Origin of the sequence: Streptomyces tuirus (assembly GCF_014701095.1) — a bacterium.
Lineage (GTDB): Bacteria > Actinomycetota > Actinomycetes > Streptomycetales > Streptomycetaceae > Streptomyces > Streptomyces tuirus.
Genome location: NZ_AP023439.1, coordinates 4,145,875 through 4,168,609, shown reverse-complemented (window position 1 = coordinate 4,168,609; position 22,735 = coordinate 4,145,875). Strand labels below are relative to the sequence as shown.

Annotated in this window: 16 protein-coding genes, 1 tRNA gene and 1 pseudogene; 2 read left to right on the top strand and 16 right to left on the bottom strand. The window is 72.0% G+C overall.

The features are described 5' to 3' along the window. Window positions 1–12 precede the first annotated feature (12 nt). Entirely contained in the window at window positions 13–909 is an 897-nt protein-coding gene (locus tag IGS69_RS19160; protein ID WP_190901459.1) for an AraC family transcriptional regulator, read from the top strand. Window positions 910–964: 55 nt separating this feature from the next. On the opposite strand, the gene IGS69_RS19155 is transcribed toward IGS69_RS19160, so the two are convergent. The 11 genes from IGS69_RS19155 to bldG form a co-directional block, all read right to left on the bottom strand. Continuing rightward, window positions 965–1,041, bottom strand: a tRNA-Thr gene (locus tag IGS69_RS19155). A 107-nt stretch (window positions 1,042–1,148) separates the two neighbouring features. Next, a complete protein-coding gene (locus IGS69_RS19150) occupies window positions 1,149–2,771 on the bottom strand; it encodes an alpha/beta hydrolase (protein WP_190901457.1) in 1,623 nt (540 codons plus the stop codon). 182 nt (window positions 2,772–2,953) lie between these two features. Next, complete coding sequence (locus IGS69_RS19145) at window positions 2,954–4,159, bottom strand: DNA polymerase III subunit delta' (RefSeq protein ID WP_190901455.1); 1,206 nt, start codon at window positions 4,157–4,159, stop codon at window positions 2,954–2,956. A gap of 103 nt (window positions 4,160–4,262) precedes the next feature. Continuing rightward, the gene (tmk, locus tag IGS69_RS19140) at window positions 4,263–7,556 is read right to left on the bottom strand and encodes a dTMP kinase (protein ID WP_190901453.1); all 3,294 of its coding nucleotides are present in this window, start codon (window positions 7,554–7,556) and stop codon (window positions 4,263–4,265) included. Between the two features lie 221 nt (window positions 7,557–7,777). Then, window positions 7,778–10,624, bottom strand: a complete 2,847-nt coding sequence (topA, locus tag IGS69_RS19135) for a type I DNA topoisomerase (RefSeq protein WP_190901451.1) — start codon at window positions 10,622–10,624, stop codon at window positions 7,778–7,780. A gap of 245 nt (window positions 10,625–10,869) precedes the next feature. Continuing rightward, window positions 10,870–11,067, bottom strand: coding sequence for a hypothetical protein (locus tag IGS69_RS19130; protein ID WP_190901449.1), 198 nt, complete (start codon window positions 11,065–11,067; stop codon window positions 10,870–10,872). A 265-nt stretch (window positions 11,068–11,332) separates the two neighbouring features. After that, the gene (locus IGS69_RS19125; RefSeq protein ID WP_190901447.1) at window positions 11,333–12,871 is read right to left on the bottom strand and encodes a DUF7059 domain-containing protein; all 1,539 of its coding nucleotides are present in this window, start codon (window positions 12,869–12,871) and stop codon (window positions 11,333–11,335) included. Between the two features lie 214 nt (window positions 12,872–13,085). Continuing rightward, window positions 13,086–13,676 carry a small secreted protein gene (locus IGS69_RS19120; RefSeq protein WP_190901444.1) on the bottom strand — a complete coding sequence of 197 codons (591 nt, stop codon included), beginning with the start codon at window positions 13,674–13,676 and terminating at the stop codon, window positions 13,086–13,088. 192 nt (window positions 13,677–13,868) lie between these two features. Continuing rightward, window positions 13,869–16,274 (bottom strand): sodium-translocating pyrophosphatase, encoded by a 2,406-nt coding sequence (locus IGS69_RS19115; RefSeq protein ID WP_190901442.1) that lies wholly within the window; start codon window positions 16,272–16,274, stop codon window positions 13,869–13,871. Between the two features lie 274 nt (window positions 16,275–16,548). Beyond that, window positions 16,549–16,986, bottom strand: coding sequence for an ATP-binding protein (locus tag IGS69_RS19110; RefSeq protein WP_190901441.1), 438 nt, complete (start codon window positions 16,984–16,986; stop codon window positions 16,549–16,551). 122 nt (window positions 16,987–17,108) lie between these two features. Next, window positions 17,109–17,450: an anti-sigma factor antagonist BldG gene (gene bldG / locus IGS69_RS19105; RefSeq protein ID WP_190901439.1), complete on the bottom strand. Its 342-nt coding sequence runs from the start codon at window positions 17,448–17,450 to the stop codon at window positions 17,109–17,111. 78 nt (window positions 17,451–17,528) lie between these two features. Here bldG and IGS69_RS19100 point away from each other — a divergent pair, with 78 nt between their 5' ends. Next, window positions 17,529–20,108 carry a DEAD/DEAH box helicase gene (locus IGS69_RS19100; RefSeq protein WP_232543577.1) on the top strand — a complete coding sequence of 860 codons (2,580 nt, stop codon included), beginning with the start codon at window positions 17,529–17,531 and terminating at the stop codon, window positions 20,106–20,108. A 40-nt stretch (window positions 20,109–20,148) separates the two neighbouring features. On the opposite strand, the pseudogene IGS69_RS34685 reads toward IGS69_RS19100, so the two are convergent. From IGS69_RS34685 to IGS69_RS19075, 5 genes and pseudogenes are all read right to left on the bottom strand, one after another. Next, window positions 20,149–20,382, bottom strand: a pseudogene (locus IGS69_RS34685) (Rv3654c family TadE-like protein); the annotation flags it as partial. 59 nt (window positions 20,383–20,441) lie between these two features. Next, complete coding sequence (locus IGS69_RS19090) at window positions 20,442–20,801, bottom strand: TadE family type IV pilus minor pilin (protein ID WP_190901437.1); 360 nt, start codon at window positions 20,799–20,801, stop codon at window positions 20,442–20,444. Continuing rightward, the gene (locus IGS69_RS19085) at window positions 20,788–21,000 is read right to left on the bottom strand and encodes a DUF4244 domain-containing protein (protein WP_190901435.1); all 213 of its coding nucleotides are present in this window, start codon (window positions 20,998–21,000) and stop codon (window positions 20,788–20,790) included. The genes IGS69_RS19090 and IGS69_RS19085 overlap by 14 nt, the downstream gene beginning before the upstream one ends. A 77-nt stretch (window positions 21,001–21,077) precedes the next feature. After that, window positions 21,078–21,869, bottom strand: coding sequence for a type II secretion system F family protein (locus IGS69_RS19080; protein WP_190901425.1), 792 nt, complete (start codon window positions 21,867–21,869; stop codon window positions 21,078–21,080). Beyond that, a complete protein-coding gene (locus IGS69_RS19075) occupies window positions 21,866–22,714 on the bottom strand; it encodes a type II secretion system F family protein (protein ID WP_190904556.1) in 849 nt (282 codons plus the stop codon). Before IGS69_RS19075 ends, IGS69_RS19080 begins: the two co-directional genes overlap by 4 nt. Window positions 22,715–22,735 lie beyond the last annotated feature (21 nt).

Genomic DNA, 22,735 nt, shown 5'->3' with positions numbered 1-22,735 from the left:
AGGAGACCGGACGTGCTGGACCGGCTCAACCAGGCGATGGACCGGATCGAACGGGACCTCGCCGACACCGTGGACGTGGCGGACCTGGCGCGCACGGCATGCACCTCGGAGTACCACCTGCGCCGTATGTTCTCGGCCCTGTCAGGCATGCCACTGTCGGAGTACATCCGGCGCCGGCGGCTGACGGTCGCGGGGGCGGAGGTGCTGTCGGGCGACGCGACGCTGCTGGAGATCGCGGTCCGCTACGGCTACGGCTCGGGCGAGGCGTTCGCGCGGGCGTTCCGCACGATGCACGGCGTGGGCCCGGGCGAGGCCCGGCGCACCGGCGCCGTGCTCGTCTCCCAGCCCCGGTTGGCCTTCCGCCTCACCGTAGAAGGGAACAGCAGCATGCACTACCGCGTCGTGGACCGCCCGGCCTTCACCGTCACGGGCTTCAAGACCCGGATCCCCCTGATCCACTCCGGCCCGAACCAGGCGATCATCGACTTCGTCCGGGGCCTGGACAAAACCGCCGTGGAGGCCCTGGAGAAACTGTCCGACCAGGAGCCGCGGGGCGTCGTCGCGGTCTGTGACGACCTGGACCCGAGCCGCGCGGAGGGCACGGAACTCGACTACTACCAGGCCGTGATCACCTCGTCCCCCACCCCGGCGGGAGCCACCCCGGCGGGAGCCCCTGAGGGCATCACCGCCCTCCCGGTCCCCCCGGGCACCTGGGCGGTCTTCACCACCTCGGGCCCGGCCCCCCGGGCCATCCAGGAGCTGTGGCGCGACGTGTTCACCGAGTGGTTCCCGTCCAACCCCTACCGCAGCCGCCCAGGCCCGGAAATCCTCCGCACCCACCTGTCTTCCGACGGCACGGAGGCGGACGCGGAACTGTGGCTGCCGGTGGAGCGCGAGCCCACCCACTGACACCCGACCACACGCAAGAACCCCAGGTCGAAGTCCATCCGACCTGGGGTACCAGTGGAGCCGCCTTCGGGATTCGAACCCGAGACCTACGCATTACGAGTGCGTTGCTCTGGCCATCTGAGCTAAGGCGGCGCGCTGTCCGCACTATGGTGCGATCAGCAACGACGGTAAGTCTACACAGTTTCGAAGGGTGCTCCGCACCAGCCCCGGAGGGGGGTCTTCCGGGGCTGGGAGCAGGGCTATGAGCAGCGCTTTCCGTCCGTGGGCGGGGTGCCGCGGAGGAGGTAGGCGTTGATCGTCCGGTCGATGCAGGAGCTGCCGCGGCCGTAGGCCGTGTGGCCGTCACCCTCGTAGGTCAGCAGGCGCGCCGAGGAGAGCTGGCCGGCCAGGGCCTTCGCCCAGCGGTACGGCGTCGCGGGGTCGCGGGTCGTGCCGACCACGACGATGGGCGCGGCGCCCTTCGCCTCGATGCGGTGCGGCTCACCCGTGGCCTGCACCGGCCAGTACGCACAGTTCAGGGCCGCCCACGCGAGGCCCTTGCCGAAGACCGGCGACGCCTTCTCGAACTCGGGCAGGGCCCTGCTCACCTCGTCGGGGGTGTCGAAGGAGGCCGGCAGGTCCAGGCAGTTCACCGCCGCGTTGGCGAACATCAGGTTGCTGTAGGCGCCGTCGGCGTCCCGCTCGTAGTAGCCGTCGGACAGGACGAGGAGTCCGGAGCCGTCGTTCTCCTTGATCGCGGAGGTCAGCGCCTCGCGAAGTTGCTCCCAGGAGCCCTCGTCGTACATGGCCGCGATCACGCCGGTCGTGGCGAGCGACTCGGTGAGCCTGCGGCCGCCGGCGTCGCCGGTGCGGACGGGCCGCCTGTCCAGCTTCGCGAAGAACGCCTTGAGGTTCTCCCCGACCCGCTCGGGCGAGGCGCCCTTGCCGCCCAGCGGGCAGTCGGCCCGCCGTGCGCAGTCCTTCGCGAACGAGCGGAACGCCGTCTCGAAGCCCGCCGTCTGTTCGAGGTTCAGCCGCCGGGCGGGCAGCGACGGGTCCATCGCGCCGTCCAGCACCAGTCGCCCCGCCCGGTCCGGGAAGAGCCCGGCGTACGTCGCCCCGAGGAAGGTGCCGTAGGAGGCCCCGACGTAGTTCAGCTTCTTGTCGCCGAGGACCGCCCGCACGATGTCCATGTCCCGGGCCGCCTCCACGGTGGACACGTGGCGCAGCAGCCGGGGCGCGTCCGCTCCGCAGCCCTCGGCGAACGTCCGGTACGCCGCGACCAGCCCGTCCGTCTCCTTGCCGTCGTCGGGGGTGGCGTCCGTCTGTGTGTACGTGTCCATGTCCGGCCCGTCCAGACACTTGACGGGCTCACTGCGGGCCACGCCGCGCGGGTCGACCGCCACCATGTCGTAGCGGGCCCGCACCTCGGCCGGGTAGCCGATGCCCGCGTACGCCTGCACGTAGCCGATCGCCGAGCCGCCCGGCCCGCCCGGGTTCACGAGCAGCGAGCCCAGCCGCTTGCCGGGGCCGGTGGCCTTCTTGCGGGTGAGGGCCAGCCGGACGTCACCCGAGGACGGCGTGGCGTAGTCGAGCGGTGCCTTGAGGGTGGCGCACTCGAAGCCGGGGACACCGCATGCGCGCCACGCCGGCTTCTGCCCGTAGTACGACGTCAGCGCCGCGGGCGTGGCTTGCGGCAGCTCGACCAGCGCCGCCTCCGCCGCCGCCGAGGCGGCTGACGTCGTCGCGCTCCCGGAGGAACAGGCGGAGACGAGCAGCGCGGCCGTGGCGAGCAGGCCGGCAGCGGTTTTGGCCCGGCTTCGTGTCCTGCGGTGGAGACCACCGGAGCCGGAGGCGGAACGGGGGGTGCGCCGTGTGTACATCCAGCGAGCGTAACTCTGGGCGACGGAATGGGTGCCGTGCGTGCGCGTCGTGCCTCGTACGAGTTACGTCGTCAACGCGGAGCCGTCGCCCCGGAGCCGCCGGAGCCGCCCGAGCCCCGGAACCGCCGGAGCCGCAGCAGTCTGCCCGCGCGCTGCAGGGCCGCCCGTTTCCGCCCGTTTCCTCAGCCCGCTCTGAGCGCCATCGTCATCGCCTCCACCGCGAGCAGCGGCGCCACATTGCGGTCGAGGGCGTCACGGCAGGCGGCGATCGCCTCGATGCGGCGGAGCGTGGACTCCGGGGAGCTGCCGCGGGCGAGGCGCTCCAGGGCGTCCTCGGAGTCCGCGTTGGCGATGGCCACGCGCGAGCCGAGCTGGAGGGCGAGGACGTCGCGGTAGAAGGCCGTGAGGTCGGTCAGGGCGAGATCGAGGCTGTCACGCTGCGTGCGCGTTCTGCGGCGCTTCTGCTTGTCCTCCAGGTCCTTCATCACGCCCGCGGTGCCCCGGGGCATGCGGCCGCCCTGGGCGGCGCCGAGAGCGGCCTTCAGCTCCTCGGTCTCCTTGGAGTCCGTCTCCTCCGCGAGCTGCTTGGCGTCCTCGGCGGCCGCGTCGACCAGCTCCTGGGCCGCCTTGAGCGCGCCGCCGATCTCCTCGACGCGCAGCGGCAGCCTGAGCACGGCGGCGCGGCGTTCTCGCGCGGCCGGGTCGGTGGCCAGGCGGCGCGCCCTCTCGACGTGGCCCTGGGTCGCGCGGGCCGCGGCGGCGGCGACGTCCGGCTCGATGCCCTCGCGGCGGACGAGCATGTCGGCGATGGCGTCGACCCTCGGCGTGCTCAGGTTCAGGTGGCGGCAGCGGGAGCGGATGGTCGGCAGGACGTCCTCGATGGAGGGGGCGCACAGCAGCCAGACCGTGCGGGGGGCGGGCTCCTCCACTGCCTTGAGGACGGCGTTCGCCGACTTCTCGTTCAGCCGCTCGGCGTCCTCGACGAGGATGATCTGCCAGCGGCCGGTCGCCGGCGAGGTGAAGGACTTGCGGACGGTGTCGCGCATGTCCTCGGCGAGGATCTGACTGCCGACGGCGGCGACGGAGGTGACGTCGGCGTGCGTGCCGATCAGTGCCGTGTGGCAGCCGTCGCAGAAGCCGCAGCCCGGGGAGCCGCCGAGGGCGCGGTCGGGGCTGACGCACTGCAGCGCCGCCGCGAACGCGCGGGCCGCCTGGTTGCGCCCGGCGCCGGGCGGGCCCGTGAACAGCCACGCGTGCGTCATCTTCGACGCCTCGGGCGGCGCTGTGCCGGTGACGGCTGCGGTGACCAGGGCGTCGGCGTCCCGGGCGGCAGCGGCCAGCTGCTCGCTCACCCTTTCCTGCCCGACGAGGTCGTCCCACACGGTCATGGGTCACGCCGCCCTTCCGTCACGTCCGCGTTGCCAGATCCATTGTGGGGGCGACCACTGACAACGCCTGCCGCCCCACCCGATCTCGCATGCGTAGGAGGCGTCAGCGCCCCCGGCCACCCCTGCCGCGGCGGCCGCGTCCCTCGTCCGGCTCCTCGTCGTGCGGCCCGAGCAGCTCGTCCGCCAGCGAGGGCAGGTCGTCCAGCGGCGTCTCCTCGGCCCAGTCGGACCGGCGGCGGCGCGGCGCCCCGTCGGCGTCGACCTGGGGCATCTCCCGCGTACGGTCCTCGGTACCGGTACCGGTACCGTCGGGCCGGGCGGCCGGGGCGTCCTTGCGGAAGTACTCGGGCGGCACCCGGTCCGCCGGGTCGTCCCCGCGCACCGGCGGCAGGACGGCCGTCTCCTCGGCGTCCGCCGGCCGGACCGGGGGCAGCACCGCGGTCTCCTCGGCGTCGCCCGGCCGGACCGGAGGCAGTACCGCCGTCTCGTCGGCCGCACCGGAGGCGTCCCGGTTCGGCACCTGCGGCAGCACCTCGGTCTCGTCCCCGGCGCGAGGCGGAACCGGTGGCTTGGGCAGCTCGGCCGTCACGTCGGCCTCCGACCCGGCGTTGGCCCGGCCCGGACCCCGCTCTTCGTCCCGCACCGGGCGCAGCACCGTCGTGTCGTCCCCCGTACCGCCCGGTGTCACCACCGGCGTGGGCACGGTCGCCGCGTCCTGACCGGTCACGGAACCCGGGGCGCCCTTCGGAGCGGAACTCTTCGGAGCCGTGTTCTTCGGCCCGGCCTCGGCCGCAGCCGCTGCCGCCTCGGCGAGCCGGCGGGCCTCCTCGGCCCGCAGCAGCGCCGCCTCGGCCTTGCGCTGCTTCTCCAGCCGGAGCGCCTCGGCCTCGGCACGCAGTCGCGCCTCCTCCTCGGCCTGCTTGCGGCGCCGCTCCTCCTCCGCCTTGCGGCGGGCCTCCTCCTCGGCGCGCGCCTTCTCCTCCGCGAGGAGCCGGGCCCGCTCCTCCTCGGCCTTCCGCTGCGCTTCCTCGGCCCGTCGCCGGGCCTCCTCCGCCTGCCGTTCGGCCTCGCGGCGCTGCGCCTCCTCCAGCTCGCGGCGCTTGCGCTCCTCCTCCTCGGCGCGCAGCTTGGCGAGCTGCTCCTGGCGCTCGCGCTCCAGGCGCTCCTCCTCGGCCTTGCGGGCGGCCTCTTCCTCGGCCTTGCGGCGGGCTTCCTCCTCGGCCTTCTTCCGCGCCTCCTCCCGTGCCTTGACCTCGGCCTCGGACAGGGGCAGCACCTGGTCGAGCCGGTGCCGGATGACCGTCGTGACGGCCTCGGGCTCCTGGCCGGCGTCCACCACCAGGTACCGCCCGGCGTCGGCGGCGGCCAGGGTCAGGAAACCGGCCCGCACGCGCGCGTGGAACTCGGCGGGCTCCGACTCCAGCCGGTCCGGCGCCTCGGTGAACCGCTCGCGCGCGGTCTCCGGCGCGACGTCCAGCAGCACGGTCAGATGCGGCACGAGTCCGTTCGTCGCCCAGCGGTTGATCCGGGCGATCTCGGTCGGCGACAGGTCGCGGCCGGCACCCTGGTAGGCGACGGAGGAGTCGATGTACCGGTCGGAGATGACGACCGCGCCACGCTCCAGGGCGGGCCGTACGACGGTGTCGATGTGCTCGGCCCGGTCGGCCGCGTACAGCAGCGCCTCCGCGCGGTGCGACAGGCCCGCGCTCGACACGTCCAGCAGGATCGACCGCAGCCGCTTGCCCACCGGCGTCGCACCGGGCTCGCGCGTCAGCACGACCTCGTGGCCCTTGGCGCGGATCCACTCGGCGAGCGCCTCGGCCTGCGTGGACTTGCCGGCGCCGTCGCCGCCCTCCAGGGCGATGAAGAAGCCGGCGGCCGCGGCCCCCTGCTCCGGGTCGTCGCCGCCGAGCAGCGCGTCCTTCAGGTCCTGCCGCAGCGGCACACCGGAACGGTCGTCGACCTTGGCCAGCACCAGCGCGGCGACCGGCAGCAGCAGGGCACCGGCCAGCATCAGCGTGAAGGCCGCGCCGCCGTGCGCGAAGACGAACTTGCCGCTCTCCAGCCGGTGCGGCCCGATCGCCGCCGCGACCAGCGGGGCGATGAGCGCGCCGAGTGCCACGCTGACCCGGACGACCGCGTGCAGGTGCTCCGTCGTGCGGGGCCGCCGGTACTCCTCGGCCTCCTGGTCGAGGAGGGTGTGCCCGATGTTGGCGGACAGGCCCGCGCCGACGCCGGCCAGCGCGAGGATCAGCAGCACCGTGGTGACGTCCGGGATCAGCCCGGCGGCCAGCAGGGCGACACCGGTGAAGGCGATGGTCAGCGCGAGCAGCCGGCGGCGCGACAGCGCGGGCACCAGGGCGGGCGCCGTACGGATGCCGGCGACGACACCGCCGGTCAGCGCGGCCACGAACAGGCCGTAGAGCACCGGGCCGCCGCCCAGGTCCTTGGCGTGCAGCACGGCCACCGCGACGGCGGCCGACACCGCCGCGGCGACGGCGGCGCAGGCCAGGACCAGCAGCGGCATCGCGCCGGTGCGGCCCTTGTCGGAGCCGGTGCCGGTCCTCGGGCGGCGCAGTCCCTCGAGCGGCGACCGCGCGCGCGGCGTGCGCGTACCGGGCAGCTCCAGGAAGGTCAGCACGGACAGGGACGCGGCGAACAGCCCGGCGGCCACGTAGGAGGCGAGGGCCGCCTGGTGCTGGCCGAACCAGTCGATGCCGGCGCCCAGCACGTTGTTGAACAGGGACGCGACGACCAGCGCGACGGCGGCGAGGGGGATCGCCACGAAGCCGGTGCGCAGCGACAGCCGGCGCAGGGCGTCCATGTGGTCGGGTAGCGGACGGACCGTCGCCCCCTCGGGCGGCGGGGCGGGGAGCAGCGCGGGCGCGGCGCTCTCACGGCACACCGTCCAGAACCGCTCGGCGACTCCGGCCACGAAGGCCGTGACGAGGAGGACGGCCAGTGCGTTCTCCGGCGTCCAGTCGATCCACAGGGGCGCGACGATGAGCAGCGCGGCGCGCAGACCGTCGGCGCCCACCATGGTCCAGCGCCGGTCGAGCGGGCCGTCCTGCGAGGTGAGCGCGGTGAGCGGGCCGAGCAGGACGGCGCCGAACAGGAGGGTCGCGAGGATCCGCACCCCGAAAACGGTCGCCACTGCGAACGCCACGCCCCGGTAGCCGCCCCCGAAAGAGCCCTCGGCGACGGCCGCCTGAAGGGCCAGGACGACCAGCACGAGAAGGGCGAGGGTGTCCCCCACGCCACCCACGAGCTGTGCGCTCCACAACCGCTTCAGCTGCGGTCGTCGCAGCAGGGCGCGGACGGCACGCTCGCGGGAGTCCGCGACCAGGGCGTCGTCGGGGGCGGGCTGAGGGGCCGTTTGGTGGTCGGCTCGCGTCATGCGTTCAGCCTATCGGGAGCCACCGACACCTTGAGGGGCGCGGTCTGGCATGCGCACGCCCCGACACCGAAGTGTTGCCGGGGCGTTCGCTTTCCGAACCCTGGGCCAGGATCCGGACCGAATGGTCCGGATTCCGAACAGGGCCCGAACGACCTCAGCCCTCCGTGGACAACGACCTCAGTCCTCCGTGGACAACGGCCTCAGTCCTCCGTGGAACGGCCTCAGTCCTCCGTGGACTTGGTGGCGGTGGCCGTCTTGGCGGCCGTCTTCTTCGCGGTGGTGGTCTTCTTGGCCGTCGTCTTCTTCGCGGTGGTGGTCTTCTTCGCCGCGGTCTTCTTGGCCGTCGTCTTCTTCGCCGTCGTCGTCTTCTTGGCCGGTGCCTTCTTGACCGCCTTCTTCGCGGTCTTCTTCGCCGGCCCCTTGGCGCGCTTCTCGGCAAGCAGCTCGAAACCGCGCTCCGGGGTGATCTCCTCGACGCTGTCGCCGGAGCGCAGGGTCGCGTTGGTCTCCCCGTCGGTGACGTACGGGCCGAAGCGGCCGTCCTTGACCACGACCGGCTTCTCGCTGACCGGGTCGGTGCCCAGCTCCTTCAGCGGCGGCTTGGCCGCGGCCCGGCCACGCTGCTTGGGCTGGGCGTAGATCGCCAGCGCCTCCTCCAGCGTGATCGTGAAGAGCTGCTCCTCGGACTGGAGCGAGCGCGAGTCCGTGCCCTTCTTCAGGTACGGACCGTAGCGGCCGTTCTGCGCGGTGATCTCCTGGCCCTCGGGGTCGACGCCGACGACACGCGGCAGCGACATCAGCTTCAGGGCGTCGTCGAGGGTGACCGTGTCGAGGGACATGGTCTTGAACAGGGACGCCGTACGCGGCTTGACCGCGTTCTTGCCCGTCTTCGGGGTGCCCTCGGGGAGGATCTCCGTCACGTACGGGCCGTAGCGGCCGTCCTTGGCGACGATCGTGTGGCCGGTGGCCGGGTCCGTGCCCAGCTCGTAGTCGCCGCTCGGCTTGGCGAGCAGTTCCTCCGCGAGGTCGACGGTCAGCTCGTCGGGCGCCAGGTCGTCGGGGATGTCGGCGCGCTGGTGCTGCTCGGTGTCCTTCTCGCCGCGCTCGATGTACGGCCCGTAGCGGCCGACCCGCAGCACGATGTCGTTGCCCACCGGGAAGGACGACACCTCGCGCGCGTCGATCGCGCCCAGGTCCGTCACCAGCTCCTTGAGGCCGCCGAGGTGGTCCCCGTCGCCGTTGCCGGCATCGGCCGCGGCCCCGCTGACGGTGCCCTCGCCGAAGTAGAACCGCTTCAGCCACGGCACGGCCTGGGCCTCACCGCGGGCGATGCGGTCGAGGTCGTCCTCCATCTTGGCGGTGAAGTCGTAGTCGACGAGCCGCCCGAAGTGCTTCTCCAGGAGGTTGACCACGGCGAAGGACAGGAAGGACGGCACCAGGGCCGTGCCCTTCTTGAACACGTAGCCGCGGTCGAGGATCGTGCCGATGATCGACGCGTACGTCGACGGGCGGCCGATCTCCCGCTCTTCCAGCTCCTTGACCAGGGAGGCCTCGGTGTAGCGGGCCGGGGGCTTGGTGGCGTGCCCGTCGACCGTGATCTCCTGCGCGCTCAGGGCGTCGCCCTCGGAGACCTGGGGCAGCCGGCGCTCGCGGTCGTCCAGCTCGGCGTTCGGGTCGTCGGCACCCTCGACGTAGGCCTTGAGGAAGCCGTGGAAGGTGATCGTCTTGCCGGACGCGCTGAACTCGACGTCCCGGCCGTCGGCCGCCGTGCCGCCGATCTTCACCGTGACGCTGTTGCCGGTCGCGTCCTTCATCTGGGAGGCGACGGTCCGCTTCCAGATCAGCTCGTACAGCTTGAACTGGTCACCGGTCAGTCCGGTCTCGGCGGGAGTGCGGAAACGATCACCCGAGGGGCGGATCGCCTCGTGGGCCTCCTGCGCGTTCTTGACCTTCCCGGCGTACGTCCTCGGCTGCGGCGGCAGGTAGTCGGCGCCGTACAGCTGCGTGACCTGGGCGCGGGCGGCGGCGACCGCCGTGTCGCTCAGGGTCGTGGAGTCCGTACGCATGTAGGTGATGTAGCCGTTCTCGTACAGCTTCTGCGCGACCTGCATGGTGGCCTTCGCGCCGAAGCCGAGCTTGCGGCTGGCCTCCTGCTGCATCGTCGTCGTACGGAACGGGGCGTACGGCGAGCGGCGGTACGGCTTGGACTCGACCGAGCGGACGGCGAACCGCGTCTGCTCCAGGGCGGCGGCCAGGGCGCGGGCGTTCGCCTCGTCGAGGTGGAGGGTGTTCGCGCTCTTCAGTTGTCCGAGGGAGTCGAAGTCGCGGCCCTGTGCGACCCGCCTGCCGTCGACGGTCTGCAGGCGCGCGACCAGCGACGACGGGTCCGACGAGTCTCCGGCGCGGCCGGTCGCGAAGGTGCCCGTCAGGTCCCAGTACTCAGCCGAACGAAAGGCGATGCGCTCGCGTTCCCGCTCCACCACGAGCCGGGTGGCGACGGACTGGACGCGGCCCGCGGACAGCCGCGGCATGACCTTCTTCCACAGGACCGGCGAGACCTCGTAGCCGTAGAGGCGGTCGAGGATGCGGCGGGTCTCCTGGGCGTCGACGAGCTTCTGGTTGAGCTGGCGCGGGTTGGCGACGGCGGCCTGGATCGCGGCCTTGGTGATCTCGTGGAAGACCATCCGCTTGACCGGGACCTTGGGCTTGAGCACCTCCTGGAGATGCCAGGCGATGGCCTCGCCCTCGCGGTCCTCATCGGTGGCGAGGAAGAGTTCGTCGGACTCCTTCAGCAGGTCCTTGAGCTTCTTGACCTGTGCCTTCTTGTCGGCGTTGACCACATAGATCGGCTGGAAGTCGTGTTCGACGTCCACACCGAGGCGGCGGACCTCGCCGGTGTACTTCTCGGGCACCTCGGCGGCGCCGTTGGGAAGGTCGCGGATGTGCCCGACGCTCGCCTCGACGATGTAGCCGGGGCCGAGATAGCCCTTGATCGTCTTCGCCTTGGCAGGCGACTCGACGATGACGAGTCGGCGGCCGCCCTTCGCGGTCTCGCTGGTCGGGGACAACTTCGCTCTTCTCTCCGGTCGACGCTGGGGCCTCCCCGGAGTCGCTTACCGGGGCTGGGTACGTGGTGACGCTGCGGAGTGTGACGGTACATCCCGCCCCCGTGTCAAACGGGAAAAGCCCGCAACGGCCACTCGAACGGTAACCCGACTACCACCAATCCTGCCGCCCGGAGGATCGGGAGCAGGGCGGCCCCTGTGCGGAGCGCGAGCCCCCGGTTACCGGCAGGTGCGTCGCCGGAGCGGCCTCACAGGCGCGTGAAGCACCACGTTCCGAGGGCGAGCGCGAGCACCGAGACGACGCTCGCGAGGGTCGCCGATGCGACGGGCCTCACACCCAGGGCGACGGGCCGCTGCCGGCGCACGCAGGTCACGGTCCATGCCAGTAGGGCGCCTCCGAACAGGGAGAACACCGCTCCCGCGAAGATCGCCGGTTCGCTCTCCATGACCCGCCGTGCCCCTTTTCCTCTGTCCGCGCATCCCCAGCCACGGGAGGCTGACACGCGCGGGCGGCGGGCAGGCGAACCAGAGGTGAACGCGGGGGCGACACGGCGGTGGATCAAGGGCGTCGGTACCTCGTGCCCCGTTGCGGACGAGGGATTCAAATCGACTCGAATTTGTTGGCGAGCCTCCTTCACGACCTCGGGGGCCACTCTCGGCAGCCCCTTCAGTCCCCTCGTCCTCTCCGTCCCCTCCGCCCCCTCCGTCCCCTCAGCGGACCGGCTCCAGGAAGCCCTGCTCGACGAGCAGCCGGATCTGGGCCGGTGTGCGGTCGCGCAGCATGACCGGGTCCTCGCCGATCAGCTGGGCGATGGCGTCGAGGATGCGGCCCGCGCTCATCGTGCCGTCGCAGACGCCCGCGAATCCCGCGCCGACGGTGTCCACCCGGGTCGCCCGGCGCATGCCGCGGTTCTGGCGCAGCACGACGTGCTCGGGATCCTCCGCGCCGGGCAGCCCGACCTGCTCCTGCACGATCTCGGCGGCGAGCCGGAAGTGTCCTTCGAGCAGAGCGGCGTCGTCGTGGTCGCGCAGGTGGTCGAGCCGGTCGAAGTGGGCCCGGATCGTGTCGCCGAGCGGCTGCTCCACCGGGTGCGGCCACTCCTCCACCGTGAGCGAGGGCACGGCGGCGCTCGTCCTGCGCAGGGTGATCCAGCCGAAGCCGACGGCCTTCACCTTGCGCGCCTCGAACTCGTCGAGCCATGCGTCGTACCGCGCCTGGTACTCCGCCGTGTCGCCCTGGTGGTCGCCCGCGTCACGCAGCCACAGCTCGGCGTACTGATTGACGTCCTGCACCTCGCGCTGCACGATCCACGCGTCGCAGCCCCGGGGCACCCATGACCTGAGCCTGTCCTGCCAGTCCTCCCCTTCCACGTGCTGCCAGTTGGCGAGGAACTGCGCGAGCCCTCCCTCGTTCAGCCGCTCCCCTGCCTCCTGAACGAGCGTGCGGCACAGATCGTCCCCGCCCATCCCGCCGTCCCGGTAGGTGAGCCGGGCGCCGGGGGAAATGACGAAGGGCGGGTTGGACACGATCAGGTCGAAGGTCTCGTCGCCGCGGACCGGTTCGAAGAGGGAACCCTCGCGCCGTTCGACGGCCGAGGTGGCGGACAGCGCCAGCGTGAGGGCGGTGATGTGCAGGGCGCGCGGGTTGAGGTCGGTGGCCACCACGCGCGTGGCGTGCTGCGCCGCGTGCAGGGCCTGGATGCCGGAGCCCGTGCCGAGGTCGAGCGCCGCGGCGGCGGGCGTACGGACGGTGATGCCGGCGAGGGTCGTGGAGGCGCCGCCGACTCCGAGGACGACCCCTTCCTCACGCCGGCCGATCCCGCCGGCGCCGCCGACCGCGCAGCCGAGGTCCGACACGATGAACCAGTCCTCGCCGCCGGGCCCGCCGTAGGGCCGGACGTCCACGGTGGCGGCGAGTTCGCCGGCACCGGCCCGGGCCAGCCAGCCGCTCTCCAGACAGGCGTCCACGGGCAGGACCTCCGCCACGCGCGCCTGCGGCACGGGCTGCTGGAGCAGAAACAGCCGGACGAGCATCTCCAGCGGCGTGTCCCCGCGGGTGGCCCGCAGGGCGGGTACGGTCTCGCTCCGGGCCAGTGCCGCGTACGCGGGGGCGCCGAGCAGTTCGAGCAGTCCGTCGGCGGTGAAGGAGGCCGCGAGCAGGGCGTCACGGAGCCGGGCGGCGACATCGGGACGGTCGGAGGCGGGCAGCGGGGGCAGGGGTGACTGGCTGGCGTTACTCACGCCCCCCATTGTGGCCGCCGGTGCGGGTGCCGCACCTGCCCGTGAGGGGGACGGCACGCATTCTTGCCGCACGGCACACGTCCCCGCCGTACGGCACATCAGACCCTGACAGTCACCTACGACTCAGCAGACACCCGCAGTCGCCTACGACTCAGCAGGCACCGACGGCACCTACGCCTCAGTCGTCACACCCGCGTCACTGCGCCGCCCGCCGCCCGGAGCCTCAGCTCTGCGTGGTCCCGGCCGGCGCCGTGGCCGCCTTGCAGCTGGGCTGCTTGGCCATCGCCTGGCCGACCTCGCCCTCCTCCAGGTTCCTGAGGGCGTCGTTGCCGCTCTGGCTCAGCTTGTCCAGCTCGGTGGCGATGTCCTTCAGACCGTCGGCGAACTTGCCCTGGTCCTTGGTGTCCAGGTTGTCGACCTGCTTCTTCAGGGAGGCGTACGCGGCGGAGATCGCGTTGAGCTCCTTGACCGCGTCCTGCTGCTTCTTCTCGCCGTTCTCGACGTCCGGGGCCCCGGCCTTGTTCACGGCGGCCCCGATCGCCTTGTAGGCGTCGGACATGTCCTGGAAGGCCTTTGCATCGGTCTTCTGGACATCCTCGGGCGTGCTGTTGTCCGAGGTCTCCTTCTGGATCGCCGCATTGGCCGACTCGATCTTCTTGGCCTGCGGCTGTACGGCGTCACAGACCTGCTTGGCCCAGGAGTCGAGCTTGTCGTTGCTGTCGTCGCCGCCGCAGCCCGACAGCGCCAGTACCAGTACCGCACCGCCGGACAGTGCGGCCGCGAGCTTCTTGTTCACCGGTTTGGTCCCTTCCATGGCTCTCGGCCCCGGAACATACACGCCAGATGCACGACAACAGCACGTCGATCGTCTTTTAAGACCGTTTTGTAACCTTTTGCACCAAGCGAGAGAAGGCTCACGCGTGAGCGTGTACCCACACAGCGCGGGCGGGCGACACGCCAACGCGCGCCGCCCGCCCGCACCTTGGAACGGGGCTCTCGGACCTCCCTACGAAACCACCGCCGGATCGGCCGACTTGGGCGCCGATCCGGCGTTGTCCTCGTCACCCATCGCGATTCCGCGCCGCTTTGACACGTACACCGCCCCGGCGATCACCAGGAACGCGAGGACGGCGACCAGAATCCGCACCCCGATGCTCTTGTCCGGACCGTAGGAGAACTTGATCACCGCTGGCGCGATGAGCAGCGAGACCAGGTTCATGACCTTCAGCAGCGGGTTGATCGCGGGCCCCGCGGTGTCCTTGAAGGGGTCGCCGACCGTGTCGCCGATCACGGTCGCCGCGTGCGCCTCGCCGCCCTTGCCGCCGTGGTGGCCGTCCTCGACGAGCTTCTTGGCGTTGTCCCAGGCGCCACCGGAGTTGGCGAGGAACACCGCCATCAGCGTGCCCGCGCCGATCGCGCCCGCCAGGAACGCGCCGAGCGCTCCGACGCCCAGCGTGAACCCGATGAAGATGGGCGCCATCACGGCCAGCAGACCGGGCGTGGCGAGCTCGCGCAGGGCGTCCTTGGTGCAGATGTCGACGACCTTGCCGTACTCCGGCTTCTCGCTGTAGTCCATGATCCCGGGCTTCTCACGGAACTGCCGCCGCACCTCGTAGACCACGGAACCCGCCGACCGCGACACGGCGTTGATCGCCAGCCCCGAGAAGAGGAAGACGACCGCCGCGCCGGCGATGAGACCCACGAGGTTGTTGGGCTGCGAGATGTCCATCATCAGGCTCATCGGGGCGCCCTCCCCGCTGAGTTTCTCGCCCACGTCCCGCGCGCCGGTGAAGATCGCGTCGCGGTACGACCCGAACAGCGCCGCCGCCGCGAGCACGGCCGTGGCGATCGCGATGCCCTTGGTGATCGCCTTGGTGGTGTTGCCGACGGCGTCCAGGTTGGTGAGCACCTGCGCGCCCGCGCCCTCGACGTCACCGGACATCTCGGCGATGCCCTGCGCGTTGTCGGAGACGGGCCCGAAGGTGTCCATCGCGACGATCACACCGACCGTGGTGAGCAGGCCGGTGCCGGCCAGCGCCACCGCGAACAGCGCCAGCATGATCGACGTGCCGCCGAGCAGGAACGCCCCGTACACGCCGAGACCGATCAACAGGGCGGTGTAGACGGCGGATTCCAGACCGACCGAGATACCGGCGAGGACGACGGTGGCCGGGCCGGTGAGCGAGGTCTTGCCGATGTCCCTGACGGGCCGGCGGGTGGTCTCGGTGAAGTAGCCGGTCAGTTGCTGGATGAGCGCGGCGAGGACGATGCCGATGGCCACCGCGACGAGCGCGAGGATCCGCGGGTCGCCGTCCTTGCCCTGGATCGCGGCGTCGGTGACCCCGTCGAGCTCGGAGTACTTCCCCGGCAGGTAGACGAAGACGGCCACCGCCACCAGCACCAGCGAGATCACCGCGGAGATGAAGAATCCGCGGTTGATGGCGCTCATGCCGCTGCGGTCGGCGCGCCTGGGTGCCACCGCGAAGATGCCGATCATGGCGGTGACCACACCGATCGCCGGCACGAGCAGCGGGAAGCCGAGCCCGGCGTCGCCGAAGGCCGCCGAGCCGAGGATCAGCGCGGCGACCAGGGTCACGGCGTACGACTCGAAGAGGTCGGCCGCCATGCCCGCGCAGTCGCCGACGTTGTCGCCCACGTTGTCGGCGATGGTCGCGGCATTGCGCGGGTCGTCCTCCGGAATGCCCTGTTCGACCTTGCCGACCAGGTCGGCGCCGACGTCGGCGGCCTTGGTGAAGATGCCGCCGCCGACACGCATGAACATCGCGATCAGCGCGGCCCCGAGGCCGAAGCCCTCGAGCACCTTCGGCGCGTCGGCCGCGTACACCAGCACCACACAGGAGGCGCCGAGCAGGCCGAGGCCCACCGTGAACATGCCGACCACACCGCCCGTACGGAAAGCGATCTTCATCGCCTTGTGCGAGACCGCGGTCAGATCCTTTTCCGGCTCGCCTTGAGCCGGAGTGGCTTCACGCGCCGCCGCGGCGACACGCACATTGCTGCGTACGGCGAGCCACATACCGATATAGCCGGTGGCCGCCGAGAACGCCGCTCCGATCAGAAAGAACACCGACCGTCCGGCACGCTGACTCCAGTCGTCCGCGGGCAGCAGCATGAGCAGGAAGAACACGACCGCGGCGAATACGCCGAGCGTGCGCAGCTGACGGGCCAGATAGGCGTTCGCGCCTTCCTGGACCGCTGCCGCGATCTTCTTCATGCTGTCGGTGCCCTCGCCGGCCGCGAGTACCTGGCGCACCAGGACCCCCGCGAGCACCAGGGCCGCCAGTGCGACGACCGCGATGACCACGATGAGGACACGGTTGCCATCGGTGAGTACGGCGGCTGCGAGGTCGGTGGGATGGCCCGACTGTTGTGAGAGGGAAAGCCCCGCCATTCGTCCTCCTTGACGCTTGGGCTGAGCTCAAGATGTGGACGGGATTGTAGGTACCGGAACCTGATCAAAACAGAGCGCGATAAACGGAATTGGCCGTCCGAAGTAATGCCTTGAAAGCATTCCGAGGCTCCCGGAGGGCGCGCGAATGATCGTGAACGAATTCACGCGACGAACGGCACAGGACCTACTGTAAAGGCGGGCACTGACACCCGCACATGACGAAGGGCCCCACGGGTGGGGCCCTTCGTCAAGAGCGGCGTACGCGGTGGCGGGATCAGACCAGGATCGTCGGCGGCGGCGTGGTCGGCCATGTCATCTTGATCCGCCCGCCGTGCTCTCCCGCGCTGACCTCGACGTCGTCGACGAGTCCGCTGATGACCGCGAGGCCCATTTCGTCCTCGTCGGCCTCACCGTCGGCGTCGCCGGTTCCGGCTCCGGAGGCGCGCTCGCCGGGGACCGCGTGCGGGGCCTCGTCGCCGACCTCGATGGAGAACTGCTTCTCCTCCTCGATCAGGAGCACCTTCACCGGTGCCGAGATCCCGCCGGTCTGGTGCAGAGCGACGGCTCGGGTGCACGCCTCGCCGACGGCGAGCCTGACCTCGTCGAGGACGGCCTCGTCCACTCCGGCCCTGCGCGCCACCGCTGCCGCCACCAGCCGGGCGGTCCTGACATGCTCGGGCAGCGCGCTGAAGCGGAGCTCAACGGTGGCCATGCATCCCCCTCGCAATTGCGGGCGTGCTGTCGAGAGGCTCCGGGCCACCGAAAGCCCGGGCCCCCTCGGTCTTCACTTCTGCCGAACGACGGCCGGCCCGGGCGCACGGCCCGGGCCCGGTGTCAGTCGGTGGCCGCAACCGCTTCCTCGACCGAGGTGTGAATCGGGAACACCTTGGTGAGGCCGGTGATACGGAAGATCTTCAGGATGCGCTCCTGGTTGCAGACCAGGCGCAGGGAGCCCTCATGGGCACGCACGCGCTTCAGGCCTCCGAGCAGTACGCCGAGCCCGGTGGAGTCGAGGAAGTCCACGCCCTCCATGTCGACGACAAGGTGGAAATTGCCGTCGTTCACCAGCTCGACCAACTGCTCGCGCAGCTTGGGCGCGGTATATACGTCGATTTCGCCACCGACCCTGACGATCGTGCGATCGCCCATGGTTTCGGTCGACAGGGACAGGTCCACGGATCCTCCAGCACCTTGCTATCGAGCGGTCGCCCTAGGGGCATTCGGCTTCAGCCCCTGGACGCTTCGCCAGCCGCGATGGCATTCAATCACTTACCGGCAGGCGTGCACGACGCCTTGGCTCCATTGTCCGTCACGCCAGTGACACACTCGGTGCCGATGGCCAAGAATCACCGATCCGATCGAACCCCTACGGACCCCGCCTCCCGACCCGCGCCGGGCGCGGTCCTGGACCGGCTCGCGTCCGGCCCCAGCAGGGCCTCTCGCATTACTCATACGGAGCACTTGCCCCCGCGTGAGGGTCGGCATGCCGTCTGGCCGGACCGGATCCGCCCGGAGGTCGTCGCGGCGGTGCGAGCCGCGGGCATCGAGCATCCCTGGGCCCACCAGGCACGCGCGGCCGAGCACGCCCTGGACGGCGAGTCGGTTGTCGTCGCCACCGGCACTGCCTCCGGCAAGTCCCTGGCCTACCTCGTGCCGGTCTTCTCCACCCTTCTGGAGGGTTCGGAGGCCCCGAACGGCCGCGGCGCGACCACCCTCTACCTGGCTCCCACCAAGGCTCTCGCGGCGGACCAGTGCCGCTCGGTGAAGGAACTTTCACATCCGCTGGGCAATTCCGTGCGCGCAGCCGTGTACGACGGCGATACTCCGTTCGAGGAGCGCGAGTGGATCCGCCAGTACGGCAACTACGTGCTGACCAACCCGGACATGCTGCACCGCGGCATCCTGCCGTCCCACCCCCGCTGGTCCTCCTTCCTGAAGTCGCTGAAATACGTCGTCATCGACGAGTGCCACACCTACCGCGGCGTCTTCGGCTCGCACGTCGCTCAGGTGCTGCGCCGACTGCGCCGGCTGTGTGCCCGCTACGGCGCGTCGCCGGTGTTCCTGCTGGCCTCGGCCACCGCCGCCGAGCCCTCCGTGGCCGCCCGTCGCCTCACCGGCGTGCCGGTGCTGGAAGTGGCCGACGACGCCTCCCCCCGCGGTGAACTGGTGTTCGCCCTCTGGGAGCCGCCGCTGACCGACCTGCACGGCGAGAAGGGCGCCCCCGTCCGGCGTACCGCCACCGCGGAGGCCGCCGACCTGCTGACCGACCTCACCGTGCAGGGCGTGCGCTCGGTCGCCTTCGTCCGTTCCCGGCGCGGCGCCGAGCTGATCTCGGTCATTTCCCAGGAGCGCCTGGGCGAGGTCGACCGGTCGCTGGCCCGGCGTGTCGCGGCGTATCGGGGCGGCTATCTTCCCGAAGAACGCCGCGCTCTCGAACAAGCCCTCCATTCGGGTGAACTGCTGGGTCTCGCGGCGACGAACGCCCTCGAACTCGGCATCGACATCTCCGGCCTCGACGCGGTCGTCATCGCCGGCTACCCCGGCACGCGTGCGTCCCTGTGGCAGCAGGCGGGCCGCGCCGGACGGTCCGGCCAGGGGGCGCTGGCCGTCCTGGTCGCCCGCGACGACCCGCTGGACACCTTCCTCGTCCACCACCCCGAGGCCCTGTTCGACCAGCCCGTCGAATCGACCGTCCTCGACCCGGACAACCCCTACGTGCTGGCCCCGCACCTGTGCGCGGCCGCCGCGGAGCTGCCCCTGACGGACGAGGACCTCAGCCTGTTCGGCCCGGCCAGCGAGGGCCTCCTGCCCCAGCTGGAGGCCGCGAAGCTGCTGCGCCGCCGCACCCGGGCCTGGCACTGGACCCGCCGCGAGCGGGCCGCCGACCTGACGGACATCCGCGGTGAGGGCGGACGCCCGGTCCAGGTCGTCGAGACCGGCACGGGCCGGCTGCTCGGCACGGTCGACGCCGGAGCCGCGCACTCGACGGTGCACGAGGGGGCGGTCCACCTCCACCAGGGCCGCACGTACCTGGTGCGGTCGCTGGACCTGGAGGACTCCGTCGCCCTCGTGGAGGAGGCCGCCCCGCCGTACTCCACGGTCGCCCGTGACACCACGTCGATCTCCGTCCTGGAGACGGACGTCGAGATCCCGTGGGGCGACGGCCGCCTCTGCTACGGCTCCGTCGAGGTCACCAACCAGGTCGTCTCCTTCCTCCGCAGACGGCTCATCACCGGTGAGGTGCTCGGCGAGACCAAACTCGACCTCCCTCCCCGTACGCTGCGCACCCGCGCCGTGTGGTGGACCGTCACCGAGGACCAGCTGGACCGGGCCCGGATCAACCCGGAGATCCTCGGCGGCTCCCTGCACGCCGCCGAACACGCGTCGATCGGCCTGCTGCCCCTCTTCGCGACCTGCGACCGCTGGGACATCGGCGGCGTGTCGATCCCGCTCCACCCCGACACGCTGCTGCCCACCGTCTTCGTCTACGACGGCCATCCGGGCGGGGCGGGCTTCGCGGAGCGCGCCTTCCACACCGCCCGCACCTGGCTGACCGCCACCCGCCAGGCCATCGCCTCCTGCGAGTGCGACGCCGGCTGCCCGTCCTGCATCCAGTCCCCCAAGTGCGGCAACGGCAACGACCCGCTGCACAAGAGGGGCGCCGTACGGCTCCTCACGGTGCTGCTGGAGGGGGCTCCGCAGGAGAAGGAAGGCGACCCGGGGGATGAGGACGCTCCGGAGGAGAAGCCGGTGGAGAAGGAGGAGGCGGACGAGGCACCTGAGCGGCCAGACGGGGAACCGGCCGACTCGCCGGGGGCCCCGCCCTCGACCTGACCTCCGCCGTGAACAGCCCCCGTCCCGACGCCGCCGTCACCTCCGAGATCTCCCCGGCGACCTCGCACCGCACGAGCCGCACGCCCTGGGCCCGGGCCACCCGGCCGGCCCGGGCGCAGGCCGCCGAACCGCCGTCGGCCCAGTGGTCCGCCGCGGCGAGCGCCGCGAGATCCGCACCGCCCGCCGCCCGGTGCCGGATGACTACGGCCTGCCCGAGCGCCAGGACTACCCCGAACACCACACACAGAACGGCGATCGCTCCCACGCTCCACACGGTGGCGGACCCCTGGTCCGAACGGGCGCCCCGAACACCGGCACGCCCCCGGTCCAGTCTCACGTGCCCACCGCCTCCTCCACCGACGCCACGGCCTCCTCGCGCACGGTGAAGGGCAGACCGCGCAGCACCGGCGGCTCGGCCACGACGGTCACCCGTACGTGCTCCGCGCCCCGGCTGACGGTCACCTTCGCGCCGGGCGGCGCCGCCTCGCGGGTCAGTTCCACAACCGCGCCGGGCGAGTCCTGCCGGGCCGCCGCACGGGCGCCCGTCCGCGCCGCGTCCACACACTGGATCTGCGCGGCCACGACCAGCAGCCCCCACACCAGTGCCATCGCGAACATCACCAGCACGGGCAGCACCACGGCCGACTCCGCCGTGACGAACCCCCGGTCCCCGCCCAGCTCACATCCGCGCATTCAGGGCCCCCTTCACGATGTTCTGGAGTTCCGCGCTGACCGGGCCGCTCGTGACGACCTTGTAGAGCACCACCGCGAACGCCACGGCCGCGACGATTCCCATGGCGTACTCGGAGGTGACCATTCCCGCGTCCCTCCGCGCCGCCCGCCGCATCCCGCACACCAGGGCACGCAGCCGTGCCCGCACCGCCTGATACATCTCAACCCCCGTAAGAAAGAGTCCGAACTTCTACGTTTCTGCTGGTTGTCGCTCACTGCTTCCGGTCCGTCGCCGCCTCACCCACCACCCCCTCCGAGCACCCCGCCCGCGAGTCCGATCACCACGGGCAGTACGCCGACCGCGATGAACGCGGGCAGGAAGCACAGCCCCACCGGCGCGCTCACCATCACGCCCGCTCGCCGGCCCCTGGCCGTCGCGGCGCGGCCCCAGTCGGCCCTGGCCTCCGCGGCGAGCCGCGCGACCGGCACCGCAGCGGGCATCCCGGACACATCGGCCCGTTCGAGCAGCCGGGCCAGACCTCCGGCGCCCGGGACCGCACCCAACCTCCGCCAGGCCACGCCCGGTTCGCCGCCCAGCCGCACCTCCGCCGCACCCCGGGCGAGGGCGTCGCCGACAGGGCCGCCCAGGGCCTCACCCACCGCCTGCGCGGCGATCACCGGGCCGGCGCCCGCCGCGATGCAGGCCCCCAGCAGGTCGGCGGCGAGGGGGAGTTGCCGTGCCCCCTCGGGGAGGTCGGGAGCCCCCGGGTCCGCGCCGGACGTCTCCTGTCGCAGCCGCCACCGCCACACCCCCACCGCGCCGGCCAGTCCCACGGCGGCCCCAGCAAGGCCTCCGACCAGGGCCCATCCGGCGCACGCCACGCCCACCGGAGCCAGCCACGTCCGCGCGAGCCCCCGCACGGCCGGGCTCAGGGCCGGCGCCGTCGCTTCCCGTACGCCCGACAGCTCCGTCAGCCGCCGGCGCATCCTCCTGCGGCGCCGCATCTCCAGCAGCCACCGCACCAGCCATCCGCAGGCCAGCACGATCCCCACGGTCACCCCCAGCCTGTGGACGACTTCTCCGCTCATGCCGCCGTCTCCGCGCCTCGTACGATCCGCTGCACCCACCACAGCCCCGCGCCCTCCAGCGCCCCGCCGGCCGCCAGACAGCCCAGTCCCGCCCCGGTATGCAGCAGGACGTGGAGGGGATCGGCCCCGAGGGCGGTGCCGATGAGGAGCCCCAGGGCCGGCAATCCGGCGAGCATCACCGCCGTGGCCCGGGCGCCTGCCAACTGGGCCCGTAAGTCGGATCGTTGGTCCCGTTCCGCGCGCAGGGCCGCGGCGAGCCGGTCGAGCCCGGCCGCGAGCCCCGCACCCTGGTCCACGGCCACCCGCCAGCACGCGGCGAGTCCCTTCAGTCCCTCGGCGCCCGGTTGCCGCGCCGCCGTGGCGAGCGCGTCCGGCACGTCACCGCCGAACCGCGCCGCCGCAAGCACCGTCGCCTGCGCGTCCGCGAGCCCGCCGCAGTCCCGCGCGGCCCGCAGCAGCCCCTCACCCGGCTGGCGCCCGGCCCTCACCTCCCCGGCGAGCGCCCCGCACAGCGCGATCACCGCGTCGGCCCGGCGCTCCCGGTCCCGCCGCGCCTCGCCGGCCTGTCGGGCCCGCCGCAGCAACGGCACCCCGGCGGCCCCGAGGACGGCCGGCAGTACCGACGCCCCGAGCACCGCCAGCATCAGCCCGGCCACCGGCGACCACCACTCGGCCCGCAGCCGCCCACGTACACGCCGCAGCCCACCGCTCATCCGCCGCCACCCGGGCGGGCCGCTCCAGACAGCTGCCCCCTCCGCGAGCAGCAACCGCGCCCGCCGCGCCACCTCTTCACGCTCCCCCAGCAGCCAGACAGCCGCCCCCATGCACGCCAAGGCCGCACCCATCGACATCTCAGACACCGCCGT

What these genes read in the sequence shown, in the direction of transcription:
- IGS69_RS19150 (WP_190901457.1), bottom strand. Translation starts at nt 2,771, where the DNA reads ATGTACACACGGCGCACCCCCCGTTCCGCCTCCGGCTCCGGTGGTCTC.
- IGS69_RS19145 (WP_190901455.1), bottom strand. Translation starts at nt 4,159, where the DNA reads ATGACCGTGTGGGACGACCTCGTCGGGCAGGAAAGGGTGAGCGAGCAG.
- tmk (WP_190901453.1), bottom strand. Translation starts at nt 7,556, where the DNA reads ATGACGCGAGCCGACCACCAAACGGCCCCTCAGCCCGCCCCCGACGAC.
- IGS69_RS19130 (WP_190901449.1), bottom strand. Translation starts at nt 11,067, where the DNA reads ATGGAGAGCGAACCGGCGATCTTCGCGGGAGCGGTGTTCTCCCTGTTC.
- IGS69_RS19125 (WP_190901447.1), bottom strand. Translation starts at nt 12,871, where the DNA reads ATGGGGGGCGTGAGTAACGCCAGCCAGTCACCCCTGCCCCCGCTGCCC.
- IGS69_RS19120 (WP_190901444.1), bottom strand. Translation starts at nt 13,676, where the DNA reads ATGGAAGGGACCAAACCGGTGAACAAGAAGCTCGCGGCCGCACTGTCC.
- IGS69_RS19115 (WP_190901442.1), bottom strand. Translation starts at nt 16,274, where the DNA reads ATGGCGGGGCTTTCCCTCTCACAACAGTCGGGCCATCCCACCGACCTC.
- IGS69_RS19110 (WP_190901441.1), bottom strand. Translation starts at nt 16,986, where the DNA reads ATGGCCACCGTTGAGCTCCGCTTCAGCGCGCTGCCCGAGCATGTCAGG.
- IGS69_RS19100 (WP_232543577.1), top strand. Translation starts at nt 17,529, where the DNA reads ATGGCATTCAATCACTTACCGGCAGGCGTGCACGACGCCTTGGCTCCA.
- IGS69_RS19090 (WP_190901437.1), bottom strand. Translation starts at nt 20,801, where the DNA reads ATGCGCGGATGTGAGCTGGGCGGGGACCGGGGGTTCGTCACGGCGGAG.
- IGS69_RS19085 (WP_190901435.1), bottom strand. Translation starts at nt 21,000, where the DNA reads ATGTATCAGGCGGTGCGGGCACGGCTGCGTGCCCTGGTGTGCGGGATG.
- IGS69_RS19080 (WP_190901425.1), bottom strand. Translation starts at nt 21,869, where the DNA reads ATGAGCGGAGAAGTCGTCCACAGGCTGGGGGTGACCGTGGGGATCGTG.
- IGS69_RS19075 (WP_190904556.1), bottom strand. Translation starts at nt 22,714, where the DNA reads ATGGGTGCGGCCTTGGCGTGCATGGGGGCGGCTGTCTGGCTGCTGGGG.